Source organism: Amycolatopsis sp. lyj-112 (assembly GCF_046549055.1).
Classification (GTDB): domain Bacteria; phylum Actinomycetota; class Actinomycetes; order Mycobacteriales; family Pseudonocardiaceae; genus Amycolatopsis.
Genome location: NZ_JAJPWS010000021.1, coordinates 1 through 13,796, shown reverse-complemented (window position 1 = coordinate 13,796; position 13,796 = coordinate 1). Strand labels below are relative to the sequence as shown.

The following is a 13,796-nucleotide window of genomic DNA, read 5'->3' as shown; positions in this document are numbered from 1 at the left end:
CCGCAAGTGTTAGCGATAACACGGACAGGGTCAAGGGCCCTTTGAGTCACAGTCGGGTCACAGGCACGGACCTGAAGATCAGGCTAAGGCGCAAGGGGCCAGGTCGCCCAATCCCTGCGGTTTCGCGTCCACTCGCCCGATCGAGATGGCGATCCGGTCGATCGCCGCCGCGCGCTTGTCCGCCAGCGGCCCGAGGATCGCGTTCTGGACGAAGTTCGGCCCGCCCTGACCCTGAGATGTGGCCAACCGCCGCTCGGCTTCGGCGATCTGGGTGTTCAGTTGCGCCAGGTTCCGATCGACCTCGGCCTTGGCCCGCGCCGGGATCGACGGCAACCTGCTCGCGACGTCCGGGCAGGCGATCCGCCGCACACCCGGTGCGGCGCCGGTGTCACCGGCACTCGACGTCGTCGTCGTGGGAGCCGGTGCTTGTCCACCACCCGAACCCTGAGCACAAGGGGCCAGACTCCCGAGACCTTGCGGTTTCGCGTCCACCCGGCCGATGGCGATCGCGATGCGCTCGATCGCCGCCGTCCGCTTGTCCGCCAGCGGCCCGAGGATCGCGTTCTGCACGAAATTCGGCCCGCCTTGTCCCTGCGACGACGCCAAGCGCTGCTCCGCTTCCGCGATCTGCGTGGCCAGCTGCGCCAGATTTCGATCGACCTCTGCCTTCGCCCGCGCCGGGATCGACGGCAACCTGCTCGCGACGTCCGGGCAGATGATCCGCGACGCCTGCGCCGCACCGGCGCTGTCGGAATTGCCCGCGGCGGTCGACACGATCAACGCGCCGGCCGCGATGGCCAGGCCCAGGGCACCGGTGGCGACCTTCGTCCGCCGGGAAAGGCGATGAGCGCCCGCTCTTCGATTCATGCGTCACTCCAAGCTAGAAACCAAAGGGGAATACAGCAGGGAAAGGAATGTCCCGGAATAGGGAGTGCGCATTGTTCGCACTCCCGCCGTATCCACATCGTGACCTTCTCGGAGCCGCTTTGTCCAGTACCGGACAGCGAAAAAAGAAAAGAGAAATCTCTTTGAACCGAACCGTTCTCCGATACGTATTACCTAGGAAGCGGAAGCGGAGAGCCGCCGGCCGGACTCTTGACCAAGAGGAGCCGTCGTTCTACCGTCAGCATGCACCAGCTGATGTTAACGTTAACATTCCCCAGCGGCCTATGGAGCACTCAACGATGATCTCCTTACGTCCACGCCGGCTCGGCGTCCTCCTCACCTCCGTGGCCTTGCTGGCCACCACAGCACTCATCACCACAGCGGCCGCCGTCCCGGCCGCGACAGCGTCCACAGCGGACCTGGCGCGGACCGCGGCGAACACGCTCTCCGTCCCCGGCCTGGACGACGTCCGCGGAAACCTGACCCTCCCCGGAACAGGCCCGGACGGAACGTCGATCCGCTGGCAGTCCTCGAATCCCTCGGTCATCACCCCGACCGGCGAGGTCACCCGGCCCGCCTCGGGCGGCCCGGCCGCCAAAGTCACCCTCACGGCGAACGTCTCCGGCGGGCGGGACGCGGTGACCCGGCGGTTCACCGCGACGGTGCCCCCGAAACCGGTCCAGCAGCCGCTCACGGGCTACAGCTTCTTCTACTTCACCGGCGAGGGCACCCCTGACGGCGAGCAGATCTACACCGCGGCCAGCAAGGGCAACGACCCGCTGAACTGGACCGAGCTCAACAACGGCAGGCCGGCCCTCAAATCGAGCCTGGGCGAACTCGGCGTCCGCGATCCGTTCATCCTCCGCTCCCCCGACGGCGACAAGTTCTACCTCCTCGCCACCGACCTCAAGATCCACAACGGCCGCGGCTGGGACGCCGCGCAGCGCACCGGCAGCCGGTCGATCATGGTGTGGGAGTCCACCGACCTGGTCACCTGGTCCCGGCAGCGCAGCGTGCAGGTCTCGCCACCGACGGCCGGGAACACCTGGGCGCCGGAAGCGTTCTGGGATGCCAAGCGCGGCAGTTACGTCGTGTACTGGGCGTCGAAGCTCTACGCGGAGAACGATCCCGCGCATACCGGCGACAGCTACAACCGGATGCTCTACGCCACCACTCGAGACTTCCACACGTTCAGCGCGCCCAAGGTATGGATCGACCCGGGCTATTCGGTGATCGACTCGACGATCATCCAGGACAAGGGCACCTACTACCGGTACACCAAGGACGAGCGGAACCCCACGTCGTCGTCGCCGTGCAGCAAGTACATCACCGCCGAGAAGTCGACCGATCTCCTCGATCCGTCCTACGACTTCGTCGCCGACTGCATCGGCAAGGGGAACCCGGGACTCGACCGAGGCGAGGGCCCGACCGGGTTCAAGTCCAACACCGAGGACAAGTGGTACCTGTTCATCGACGAGTACGGCGGGCGGGGCTACGTCCCGTTCGAAACCACCGACCTCGCGTCCGGCAAGTGGACGATGTCGGCCGGGGCGAAGCTGCCCGCGTCGCCGAGGCACGGCACCGTTCTCCCGGTCACGCAGGCCGAACTCGACCGGCTGACCGCGCCGCCCGCCCCGGCCAAGGCCGACAAGGACGGTCTCGTGGCGCGGTGGCCGCTCGACGGCAAGACGGGGCCGACCGCGGCCGACAGCACGGGCCACGGTTATGACGGCGCGCTCGCCGGGGACGTCAAATGGGCCGACGGCGCCCTGGAGTTCGGCGGCACCAACGGTCACGTGCAACTGCCGAACAACCTGCTGAACGGTGCCCCGGCCGCCACGGTGTCCGCCGACGTCCTCGTCGATCCCGACCAGCAGACGCCCTACTTCCTCTACGGCTTGGGCAACACCGGCCCGTCCGGAGCCGGGGACGGCTACCTCTTCGGCACCGGCGGGACCGACGGCGGCGGCTTCCGGGGCGCGATCGCGACCGGGAACTGGACCACCGAACAGGGCGCGGCCTCGAGCGGCGGGCTGCCGCGCGGGGTGTGGAAGAACGTCACGCTCACCGTCGGCGGTGGCAGCGCGGTGCTGTACCTGGACGGCGTCGAGGTCGGGCGCAACGACAAGGTCACCCTCAAGCCCTCGGATCTCGGTGGCGGGGTCACCGCGGCGAACTACCTCGGCCGCTCGGTGTACTCGGCCGACAAGACGTTCAAGGGCCGGATGAAGGACGTCCGGCTCTACAACCGGGCACTGTCCGGCGCGGACGTCGCGGCGCTGCCGTCGAACAGCACGCTGATCCGTTCGGTCGAACTCGACTCGCTCAAGGCACCGGCGATCGTCGACGCGGGCGCGGGCACCGTCGTGCTCCCGGTCCGGCCCGGTACCGACCTGCGCCGGCTCAGTCCTCGGTTCGCCCTCGCTCCGGGAGCGACGATCAAGCCCGGTGACGGCCGTCCGGTCGACCTCCGCCGTCCCCAGAAGTACACGGTCGCCGCGCCGGGCGGGCAAAGGCGGGTGTGGACCGTCGAAGCCCGCGAACTCCGCAGCCCGGCGCTGCCCGGGCTGACCGCGGATCCGAACATCGTCGCGTTCGGCGATACCTACTATCTCTACCCGACCTCCGACGGCTTCGACGGTTGGGGAAGCACGACCTTCTCCGCCTGGTCGTCGAAGAACCTCGTCGACTGGACGAACCACGGCGTCGCGCTCGACCTCGGCCCCGGCGTGAGCTGGGCGGACAAGAACGCCTGGGCGCCGACGATCGCCGAGCGGAACGGCAAGTACTACTTCTATTACTGCGCCGAAGCCAAGATCGGGGTCGCCGTCGGTGATTCACCCACCGGCCCGTTCGTCGACACCGGCAAGCCGCTGATCGCGAAGAACCCCGGCGGCGGCCAGGCGATCGACCCGGCCGTCTTCATCGACCGCTCCGGGAAGGCGTACCTCTACTGGGGCAACGGCGAGGCGTACGTCGTGCCGCTCAACGACGACATGGTCTCCTTCGACGCGACCAAGATCCAGCGGATCACCGGTCTCGACGGCTTCCGCGAGGGGCTGTTCATGGTCGAGCGGAACGGCACCTACTACCTGAGCTGGTCGATCGACGACACCCGCAGCGAGAACTACCGCGTCGCCTACGCCACCGCGAGCGGCCCCACGGGTCCGTTCACGAACCGCGGCCTGATCCTGAGCAAGAACCCGACGCTCGGTATCAAGGGCACCGGGCACAGTTCGATGCTGCGGGTGCCGGGGACGGACGAGTGGTACATCGCCTACCACCGTTTCGCCATCCCCGGCGGCGACGGCATGCACCGGGAGACCGCCATCGACAAGCTGTCCTTCACCCGCGACGGCGCGATCGCCCCGGTCGTGCCGACGCTCGAAGGCGTCGCTCCCCGGCCGATCCGCCACGTCTGCGGGGCGAGCCGGCCGGTGTGAGCCGGTTCAGCTCGAAGCGCGGTGTGTGAGGGAGACCGGCAGTATCCGCTGCCGGGGTTTGAGCTCCTGGTCGTCCATCAGGGCCAGGAGCGTCTCGACCATCGCGTGGACCTGCTCACGCGGGTCCTGATGCACCGAGGTCAGCGGCGGATCCATCTCCGGCGCCAGCGTCGCGTTGTCGTCGAAGCTGACGACCGCGACGTCGGCGGGGATCCGCCGCCCGGCCGCGTGCAGGGTCCGGAGAGCGCCGACGGCCATCATGTCGCTGGCCACGAAGACGGCGTCGAGGTCGGGCCGCCGCGCGAGCAGGTTCGTCATCGCCTTCGCCCCGCCGGTCAGCGTGAAGTCGCCTTCCTCGACCAGGTCGCCGGGGTCGAGACCGGCGTCGAGCAGCGTCTTGCGCCAGCCGGACAGCCGGTCGATGGCCGCGCTCTGGTCCTGCGGGCCGGCGATCGTGGCGATCCGGCGGTAGCCGGCGTCCACCAAGTGGGCGACGGCCAGTTTCGCGCCGCCCTCGTTGTCGAAGTCGACGACGTGGACGCCCCGTTTGAGCCCGGCCGCCTGCCCGCCGTAGACCACCGGGACCCTCAGCTGCCGCAGGGCCTTGGGCAGCGGGTCGGTCCGGTGGGGCGCGAAGACCAGCACGCCGTCGACGTGCCCGCCGTCCAGGAAGCGCACCGTGCGGACGAGATCCTCGCGGGTATCGCTGAAGATCAGGACCATCTGGCAGCCGATGTCGGCCAGTTCCCGGTACCCGGCGCGCATGACCGCGGTGCGGTACGGATCGTCGAGCAGCCGTGCCTCCGGCTCCGACAGCACCACCGCGACCGCGCCGGTCCGCCGGGTCACCAGCGACCGGGCCGCCTGGTTCGGCGAATAGCCGAGTTCGCGGGCCGCGGCCTGCACCTTCTCCCGGGAGCGCGCGCTGACGTACCCGTCGTCGTTGAGCGCCCGGGACGCCGTCGACCGGCTCACGCCGGCGGACGCGGCGACGTCTTCCAGCGTCGGCCGCCCGTCTTCTCCTGGTCGAGGCCCCACCCGCGTCACCTTCACCCTTCACAACCACCCGGACACCTACAGCTTAGTGTCCGGCGGCCCCGGACACTGAGAGCGCTCCCCTGATGAAAACGCTCTCATTACAAGACCTTGACATGACTGGACCTTGGCGACAGACTCGGCGCATCCTGGGAGCGCTCCCATTTTCTGCTCGTCTCGCAACGGAGTTCCCTATCCATCGGCAAGGGGTTTAGACACGTGAGAACCATCCGGAACGGCCTGGTGCTGGCACTGGGTATCACGATGACGGCATTCGGCCTAGTGGCGTGCGGAGGTGACGACGGCGGTGCACCCGCCGCGTCGGACCCGAACGCGAAGGTCGAACTGTCGCTGGCGACGTTCACCGAATTCGGGTACGAAAATCTCATTCCCGAGTACGAACGGCTGCACCCGAACATCAAGGTCACCCACCGCAAGACCGGTCAGGGCGGGCCTTACCACCAGGACCTGATCACGAAGCTGGCCGCGGGATCGGGCCTCGCCGACGTCACCGCCGTCGAAGAGGGACACCTGTCCAACGTCCTCGACAAGGGCTCGAAGTTCAACGACCTGCCCAAGATCGGCCCGGCGGACGCCTCCCCCGACCGCTGGCTCGGCTGGAAGTACGACGCGGCGAAGACCAAGGACGGCAAGGTCATCGGCTACGGCACGGACATCGGGCCGCTGGCCATGTGCTACCGCAAGGACATGCTGGAGGCGGCCGGCCTGCCGACCGATCCCGAAGCGGTCAAGCCGTTGTTCGCCACCTGGGACAGCTACTTCGCCGCGGGCGACCAGTACGTCGCCAAGACCAACGGCAAGGCGTGGTTCGACTCGGCGTCGCAGAACTTCAACGCCATGGTCAACCAGCTTCCCACCGGCTACATCGGCAGCGACGACAAGCTGGCGCTGGAAGCCAACCAGGGCATCAAGGACGCTTGGACCAAGGTCACCGGCGCTGTCGCGAAAGGACAGTCGGCCAAGCTCACCGCGTTCAGCAACGAATGGAACTCCGGTTTCAAGCAGGGCGCTTTCGCCACGAAGGTGTGTCCCGCGTGGATGCTCGGCGTGATCGAGGAGCACTCCGGGCTGGACAACGCCGGTAAGTGGGCGGTCACCGCGGCGTTCCCCGGTGGCGGCGGCAACTGGGGCGGGTCGTACCTGACCGTGCCCACGCAGTCGAAGCACCCGAAGGAGGCGGCCGAACTCGCCGCCTGGCTGACCGCGCCCGAGCAGCAGATCAAGGCGTTCCAGGCCAAGGGCACCTTCCCCAGCCAGGTCAAGGCGCTGGAGGACCCGGCGCTGCTGAACGAGACCGACGCCTACTTCGGCGGCGCCAAGGTCGGTCAGCTGTTCGCCGAGCAGGCCAAGAAGGTCACCAAGCCGCAGTACAAGGGCCCGGGCGACGGCCAGATCCAGGAGAACGCGTCGAGTCCGGCGTTGCAGGCGGTCGAACAGGGCAAGTCGGCGGACGAGGGCTGGACGCAACTGCTCGACTCCGCGAAGAAGATCACGCGCTGACCGATGACCGTCGTCGACAAGATCGCGCCGGAAGGGAGTAAGGCCGGGGTGCGCACGTCGCCCCGGCCCACCCTCCGGCATCGCCTGAGCCGGTGGGACGTCAAGGTCTCGCCGTACCTCTACATCGCGCCGTTCTTCATCGTGTTCGGGATCGTCGGGCTGTTCCCCCTGCTCTACACCGCGTACGTGTCCCTGTTCAGCTGGGAAGCCGGTGACGACGATCCGGACTTCATCGGACTGGACAACTTCAAGGACCTGTTCGCCGACACCCAGTTCTGGAACGCGCTCGAGAACACGGTCAGTATCTTCCTGCTCTCGAGCATTCCCCAGCTGATCATCGCCGTGCTGCTCGCGGCGTTGCTCAGCAGCAGGCTGCGCGGGGCGACCGGGTGGCGCGTCGGCATCCTGCTCCCCTACGCCGCCAGCCTGGTGGCGCTCGGGATCATCTTCGCGAACCTGTTCGGCCCGAAGTACGGCCTGGTCAACGGCCTGCTGCAGACCATCGGGCTGGACCCGGTCGACTGGCAGGCCGGCCGGTTCAGCAGCCATGCCGCGATCGCGATCATGGTGAACTGGCGCTGGACCGGGTACAACGCGCTGATCGTGCTGGCGGCGATGCAGGCGATCCCGAAGGAACTGCACGAGGCCGCCCTCATCGACGGGGCGGGCGCCGTCCGCCGGTTCTTCAGCATCACCCTTCCCCTGCTGAAGCCGACCCTGATCTTCGTCACGATCACGTCGACGATCGGCGGGCTGCAGATCTTCACCGAGCCCAAGCTGTTCGACGCCATGCCCGGGTCGAACAACGGCGGCTCGTCCAACCAGTTCCAGACCGTGACGCTCTACCTCTATCAAACGGCCTTCGAAAACTACGAACTCGGCTACGCCTCGGCCATCGCCTGGGTGCTGTTCGTGATCATCGTGCTGATCGCACTGGTGAACTTCTTCCTCACCGGCAGGCTGGCGCGGACCCCGGCGGTGAAGAAGAAATGACCACCATCCTCAGCACTGTCAAACAGAATGGAATGAAGCGGACGGTGTCCGCTCTCGGCAAACCGCGCAAGGCGACCTACATCGTGCTGGTCATCTTCGTGCTGGGTTCGCTGTTCCCGTTCTATTGGTCGTTCCTGGTGGCCAGCCGGGACAGCGGGATGCTCACCGAACGGGTCCCGCCGTTCCTGCCCGGCGGGAACTTCTTCGCCAACGCGGCCCGGGTCTTCGATACGGTGCCGTTCTGGAAGGCGCTCGCGAACAGCGTGATCGTGTCCGGCACGGTCACGCTCACCACGGTGCTGTTCTCGTCGCTGGCGGGGTTCGCCTTCGCCAAACTGCGGTTCCGCGGCCAGAACGGGTTGTTCGTGTTCATCGTGATCACCCTCGCCGTGCCGACCCAGCTGGGCATCATCCCGTTGTTCATGGCGATGTCGGAGTTCGGCTGGGCGGGCGGCCTGCAGTCGGTGATCGTGCCCAACCTGGTGACCGCGTTCGGCGTCTTCTGGATGCGTCAGTACACCTTGGACGCCGTGCCGTACGAGCTGATCGAGGCGGCCCGGGTCGATGGCTGCAGCATGATCCGGATCTTCTGGAACGTCTGTATGCCCGCGGTCCGCCCGGCCGCGGCGATCCTCGCGATGTTCACGTTCATGACGTCGTGGAACGACTTCCTCTGGCCGCTCGTCGTGCTGGACGCCGGCAATCCCACTGTCCAGCTCGCCCTGGAGAAGCTGCAGAGCGGTTACTACGTCGACTATTCGCTGGTGCTGGCCGGGACGACCCTGGCCACCATCCCGATCTTCATCGTCTTTCTCCTGCTCGGCCGCCAGATCGTGGCCGGGATCATGCAAGGTGCCGTGAAAGGGTGACCATGTCAGCTCATCCCGACAGTGTCCGGGCGAAGACCGCGCTGCTGTTCCCGCCCGGATTCGTGTGGGGCGCCGCCACCGCGGCCTTCCAGGTCGAGGGGGCCACCTCGATCGACGGCCGTACCGACTCGATCTGGGACGTGTTCGCCCGCCGGCCCGGAGCGGTCGTGGGCGGCGACACCGGCGAACCGGGTGCCGACCACTACCGGCGCTACGCCGAAGACGTCGACCTGATGCGGCGTCTCGGGCTCGGCGCGTACCGGTTCTCCCTGTCCTGGCCGCGGATCCGGCCCGACGCCGGCGCGGCGAACCCACAGGGCCTCGCGTTCTACGACAGGCTCGTCGACAGGCTTCTCGAGGCCGGGATCCAGCCCTGGGCGACGCTCTACCACTGGGATCTGCCCCAGGTGCTGGAGGACAAGGGCGGCTGGGCTTCGCGCGAGACCGCATTCCGGTTCGCCGAATACGCCGAGACGATCGCGGCGCATCTCGGCGACCGGGTCACGAACTGGTCCACCCTGAACGAGCCGTGGTGCGCCGCGATGCTGGGCTACGCGTCCGGGATCCACGCTCCCGGACGGCAGGAACCCCGCGCGGCCGTGGCCGCCGCGCACCATCTCCTGCTGGGGCACGGTCTCGCGATGGACGTCCTGCGCCGGCATGCCCCGGCAGCGTCGTCGGGCATCACGCTCAACCTGTATCCCGTCTCCCCTGTCGACCCTTCGTCCACTGTGGACGTCGAAGCGGCGCGCCGGATCGACGGCCTGCAGAACCGGCTCTTCCTCGACCCGGTGCTGCGCGGCGGCTACCCGGCCGACCTGCTCGCCGACCTGGCGCCACTCGGTATCGAGGGCCTGGTACGGGAAGGCGACCTGGACGCGATCGCCGCCCCGATCGACTGGCTGGGCATCAACTATTACCGCGGCTACCAGGTCTCCGGCACCCCGTTGCCGGGCAGCGAACCGGCGGGACCCGACTGGCTCGGCGTCCCCGATGTCCACTTCGTCCCCGACGAGGCGGCGCCGCGTACCGACTCGGGCTGGGAGGTCCAGCCCAGCCGTCTCACCGAGTGCCTGCTGCAGGTCCATCGTGAGTACCGGCCGATTCCGCTGTACATCACCGAAAACGGGGCGTCCTATCCGGACACCCTCATCGGCGGGGACATCGCCGACACCGACCGGATCGCCTTCCTCGACTCGCACCTGCGTGCCGCGTACGAGGCGATCGAGGAAGGCGTCGACCTGCGTGGCTACTTCTACTGGTCGCTGCTCGACAACTTCGAGTGGGCCGAGGGGTACGCCAAGCGGTTCGGTCTCGTGCACGTCGACTACGAGACGCAGCAGCGGACGCCGAAGCAGAGCGCGCTCTGGTACGCCCGCGCGATCAGCCTCAACGGGCTGAGCTGATCGACCGGCTGTCATGAAGGGTTCCTCTGTCCTCAAAGGACCCTTCATGACAGCTCAGGTCGGTTACTCGCGCGAGCTCTCCACCGAAATCGCCGAGACCACGGCTTGTTCCGCGACGGCGAGAGCGTCGGCCGCGCCGGAATGGCGGGCCACCGCGACACGGAAGTCGTTGACACAGCCGGGTACTTCCGCCACGTCGTGGCAGTTGTCGGGCCGGTTTCCGCTCACCACGGCCCCGTTGGCCAGCGTGACGTGCCCGTCGAGCGTGTAGATGCCGCCACCGGAGGCGGGAAGGGGGAACGATCCTGATCCAGGCTCACCGGCGGCGTTGTCACTGACCGCCCCGCCGTCGAACGTGAGCGTGTCATGGAACACGCTGAGTCCGCCGCCGCTCCCTCCGAAGCCTGCGTAGCCGGAGTACCCGCCGGGCCCCGCCACACCGGCGTCACCGCCGCGGCCCGCCTGGTTGCCGGTGATCTCGGTACCGGCGATGACCGGATTCAGCGGTTTGCCCGCGTCCGCCGACGTCATCACGCCGGCGCCCGTACCACCACTACCGCCGTCTCCTCCCCCGCCGCGCTCGGCGCCTCCGTCGCCGCCCTTTCCGCCATCACCGGCGACGTTGCCGGTCACGGTGCTGCCGCTGAGCCGCAGGAAAGTACCCCGGAGGACGTCGATGCCGGCGCCGAAACCACCCGAGCCACCTCGGCCACCGGGTTTAGCGCCCGTACCGTTGCCGCCCCGGCCGCCGGCCCCGGTGGCGTTGCCGGTGATCAAGCTGTCGGTGATCGTCAGCGTCGCCTCCGCGGAGATGTAGGAGGCGATACCACCTCCGAAACCTCCGCCGCCGCCGCGACCCGCGGAGGAGGTGGCGGTGGCGTCGGCACCGGGCGCACCCGAGCCCGAGGTGTTGCCGGTGATGACGCTTCCGGTGATGGTCAACGAACCCCAGTTGTGGATACCGCCACCGGCCTCGCCCGCCTTTCCGTCGCCATAAGCGTCGGTGCCGACACCATCACTTGCATGACCACCGGTGATCGTGAGTCCCTTGATGTCCAGCTCGCCCTGGTTGGACATGATCCGGAACGGGGGTGCGTCCTTCGCACGGCCGATGGTGGCGTGGTTCCCGTTGAGGGTGAGCTTCCCCCGGATAATGGGCAGCCCGGTATTCGAGGTGACATCCGCGGGCGCGGTGAGGGTGTAGACGCAGTTCGGCGTAAGGGACAGCGTGTCCGGCTCCGGGGTGGCGGTGGCCGCGGCCACCGCCTGGACCAGCGCGGTGGAATCACAGGGAACGGCGATCTCCTCGGCGTGAGCCGGTGGAGCGGCCAGGGCGAACGTCCCCAACGCGGTTACCGCCATCACGGCGGGGGCGACTCGTCTTCGGGATCTCGGGCTCGGCGCCATCGAGGAACCTCTCCGGTAAAGGAAATGGGGGGTGACGGACAGATCGCGTAATCCCCAGTCGCGAGACCGTCACTCGACGAACACTAGAAGTGATCCCACCGCGCCCTCGGCGAATATGATCCACCTCACAAGCCAGTGCCACTCACCGGAAAAGGGCTCGGCTATTTGCAGTACAGCGACGGCGGCCGGTTTGTTATGGTGTATACGCAACTGATCAACGAAGCGGGAGAGAGCAGACGTGGCAGGTGAAGACGACATCTCCGGGTAAGCCGGAGTTGCCAGGCCACCGGCGGGTATCGCCGAGGTGGCCATTTCGTCGTTCCCTCAACGCCACGTCCACCGCGGTGCTTCCTTGAGGAACCCGCATTCCCCGCGAGGTCCATTTCCATGTCAGACGCCTTCGTCGTCGTGTCCGCCCTTTCCTTCGCCTGGCCGGACGACACCCCGGTCTTCGACGACCTTTCCTTCACCGTGCCCGGCGGCCGTACCGGGCTCGTCGCACCCAACGGAGCGGGCAAGAGCACGCTCCTCAAACTGATCGCGGGCGAACTGCGCCCCCTCACCGGGACGGTGTCCGTCCAGGGCGTGCTCGGCTACCTGCCGCAGTCACTGCCACTGGCCGGCGAGCTGACCGTGGCCGAGGTGCTGGACATCGCGCCGCAACTGGCGGCGTTGAACGCCATCGAGTCCGGCGACGCGAGCGACGAGCACTTCACCACCATCGGGAACGATTGGGACATCGAGGAACGCACCCGGGCCCAGCTCGATCGGCTAGGCCTCGACGGTCTCTCGATGGACCGGAGCCTGCGCACGCTCAGCGGTGGCCAGATCATCTCGCTGGGCCTGGCCTCGCAACTGTTGAAGCGGCCCGACATGCTGCTTCTGGACGAACCGACCAACAACCTGGATCTCGACGCCCGCCGCAAGCTCTACGGCGTCTTGGAAGACTGGTCCGGTGGTCTCCTGCTGGTGAGCCACGACCGCGAACTACTCGACCGCATGGACCGGATCGCCGAACTCGACCGCGGCGACCTCCGTTACCACGGCGGGAACTTCACCCAGTACGAAGCGGCGGTCAAGGCCGAACAGGAAGTGGCCGAGCGCAACGTCCGCAGCGCCGAGCAAGAGGTCAAACGCGAGAAACGGGAAATGCAGCAGGCCCGCGAACGCGCCTCGCGACGGGCGGGCAACGCGGCCCGTAACCTCGGCAGCGCCGGTCTCCCGAAGATCTTCGCCGGAACCATGAAACGCAACGCCCAGGAATCGGCGGGCAAAGCGAACGAGACCCACGCTTCCCGGGTCAGCGACGCGAAGAACCGTCTGGACGAGGCCGAGCGGTCACTACGCGACGACCAGAAGATCGCGCTGATCCTCCCCGGCACCCAGGTCCCGGCCGGCCGCACGGTCTTCCACGGCGAGCACATCCAGGTCCGCTACGACGACCGGGACGTGTTCGCGGGCGACGGGGTCGACCTGACCATCCGCGGCCCCGAACGCATCGCGCTGACCGGCGCCAACGGCTCCGGGAAGTCGACGCTCCTGCGCGTCCTCAACGGCGACCTGGAGCCGGACAGCGGTGTGCTCAAACGATCCGAGGGCCGGATCGCCTACCTTTCCCAGCGCCTAGACCTGCTGGACCTCGACCGCACCATCGCCGACAACTTCGCGACGTTCGCCCCGGGGCTGCCGGAGTCGCAACGGATGACGTTGCTCGCCCGGTTCCTGTTCCGCGGGTCACGCGGTCACCTTCCCGTCGGCGTGCTCTCCGGCGGCGAACGGCTGCGCGCCACGCTCGCCTGCGTCCTGTTCTCCGAGCCGGCGCCTCAGCTGCTTCTGCTGGACGAGCCGACGAACAATCTCGACCTGGTCAGTGTCGGGCAGCTGGAGAGCGCGCTCGGCGCCTATCAGGGGGCGTTCGTGGTGGTGAGCCACGACGAGCGGTTCTTGCGGGAGATCAAGGTGGACCGGCGGGTGCGGCTGGCCGATGGGGTTCTGACGGATTCCTGAGCCTTCTGCGTTTAGTCCTCTAGTTGCGTCCTTTACGAGGGTGCGCGCGGTCGTCTCCGGGTCGCTGGTCCGTGAAGGCCTCCTTACCTACCTTGAGAGTAGGCAAGGAGGCCTAATGGGTTGTGTTCGAGCTGGGTTTGGCAGGCTTGGATGTGGTGGCTGCTGGCGGGTGAGCACTCGTGAGGCCTGGGTTTTGCGAGACCTTCGTGAAGACCGTCGCCCCTGCTGGT

Annotated in this window: 9 protein-coding genes; 6 read left to right on the top strand and 3 right to left on the bottom strand. The window is 67.7% G+C overall.

Features of this window, described 5'->3' with window-relative positions; translation table 11 throughout:
- Positions 1 to 78: 78 nt before the first annotated feature.
- Positions 79 to 867: a hypothetical protein gene (locus ACLJRL_RS38550; RefSeq protein ID WP_410661342.1), complete on the bottom strand. Its 789-nt coding sequence runs from the start codon at positions 865 to 867 to the stop codon at positions 79 to 81.
- Positions 868 to 1,184: 317 nt separating this feature from the next.
- Here ACLJRL_RS38550 and ACLJRL_RS38545 point away from each other — a divergent pair, with 317 nt between their 5' ends.
- Positions 1,185 to 4,328 (top strand): family 43 glycosylhydrolase, encoded by a 3,144-nt coding sequence (locus ACLJRL_RS38545; RefSeq protein WP_410661341.1) that lies wholly within the window; start codon positions 1,185 to 1,187, stop codon positions 4,326 to 4,328.
- Between the two features lie 6 nt (positions 4,329 to 4,334).
- Here ACLJRL_RS38545 and ACLJRL_RS38540 read toward each other — a convergent pair whose 3' ends face one another.
- Positions 4,335 to 5,381 (bottom strand): LacI family DNA-binding transcriptional regulator, encoded by a 1,047-nt coding sequence (locus tag ACLJRL_RS38540; RefSeq protein ID WP_410661340.1) that lies wholly within the window; start codon positions 5,379 to 5,381, stop codon positions 4,335 to 4,337.
- A 201-nt stretch (positions 5,382 to 5,582) separates the two neighbouring features.
- Between ACLJRL_RS38540 and ACLJRL_RS38535 the strand changes: the two genes are divergently transcribed.
- Genes ACLJRL_RS38535 through ACLJRL_RS38520 form a run of 4 tightly spaced genes read left to right on the top strand, consistent with a single transcriptional unit; the run spans position 5,583 to position 10,152 of the window.
- The gene (locus ACLJRL_RS38535) at positions 5,583 to 6,884 is read left to right on the top strand and encodes an ABC transporter substrate-binding protein (protein WP_410661339.1); all 1,302 of its coding nucleotides are present in this window, start codon (positions 5,583 to 5,585) and stop codon (positions 6,882 to 6,884) included.
- A 3-nt stretch (positions 6,885 to 6,887) separates the two neighbouring features.
- Positions 6,888 to 7,877, top strand: coding sequence for a carbohydrate ABC transporter permease (locus ACLJRL_RS38530; RefSeq protein WP_410661338.1), 990 nt, complete (start codon positions 6,888 to 6,890; stop codon positions 7,875 to 7,877).
- A gap of 32 nt (positions 7,878 to 7,909) precedes the next feature.
- A complete protein-coding gene (locus ACLJRL_RS38525) occupies positions 7,910 to 8,746 on the top strand; it encodes a carbohydrate ABC transporter permease (protein ID WP_410661420.1) in 837 nt (278 codons plus the stop codon).
- Entirely contained in the window at positions 8,743 to 10,152 is a 1,410-nt protein-coding gene (locus ACLJRL_RS38520) for a GH1 family beta-glucosidase (RefSeq protein WP_410661337.1), read from the top strand. Before ACLJRL_RS38525 ends, ACLJRL_RS38520 begins: the two co-directional genes overlap by 4 nt.
- Before the next feature lie 63 nt (positions 10,153 to 10,215).
- Here the strand turns inward: ACLJRL_RS38520 and ACLJRL_RS38515 are convergent, their stop codons facing one another.
- Positions 10,216 to 11,514, bottom strand: coding sequence for a hypothetical protein (locus ACLJRL_RS38515; RefSeq protein ID WP_410661419.1), 1,299 nt, complete (start codon positions 11,512 to 11,514; stop codon positions 10,216 to 10,218).
- A 432-nt stretch (positions 11,515 to 11,946) separates the two neighbouring features.
- Here ACLJRL_RS38515 and abc-f point away from each other — a divergent pair, with 432 nt between their 5' ends.
- Positions 11,947 to 13,566, top strand: coding sequence for a ribosomal protection-like ABC-F family protein (gene abc-f, locus ACLJRL_RS38510; protein WP_410661336.1), 1,620 nt, complete (start codon positions 11,947 to 11,949; stop codon positions 13,564 to 13,566).
- Positions 13,567 to 13,796: the final 230 nt, after the last annotated feature.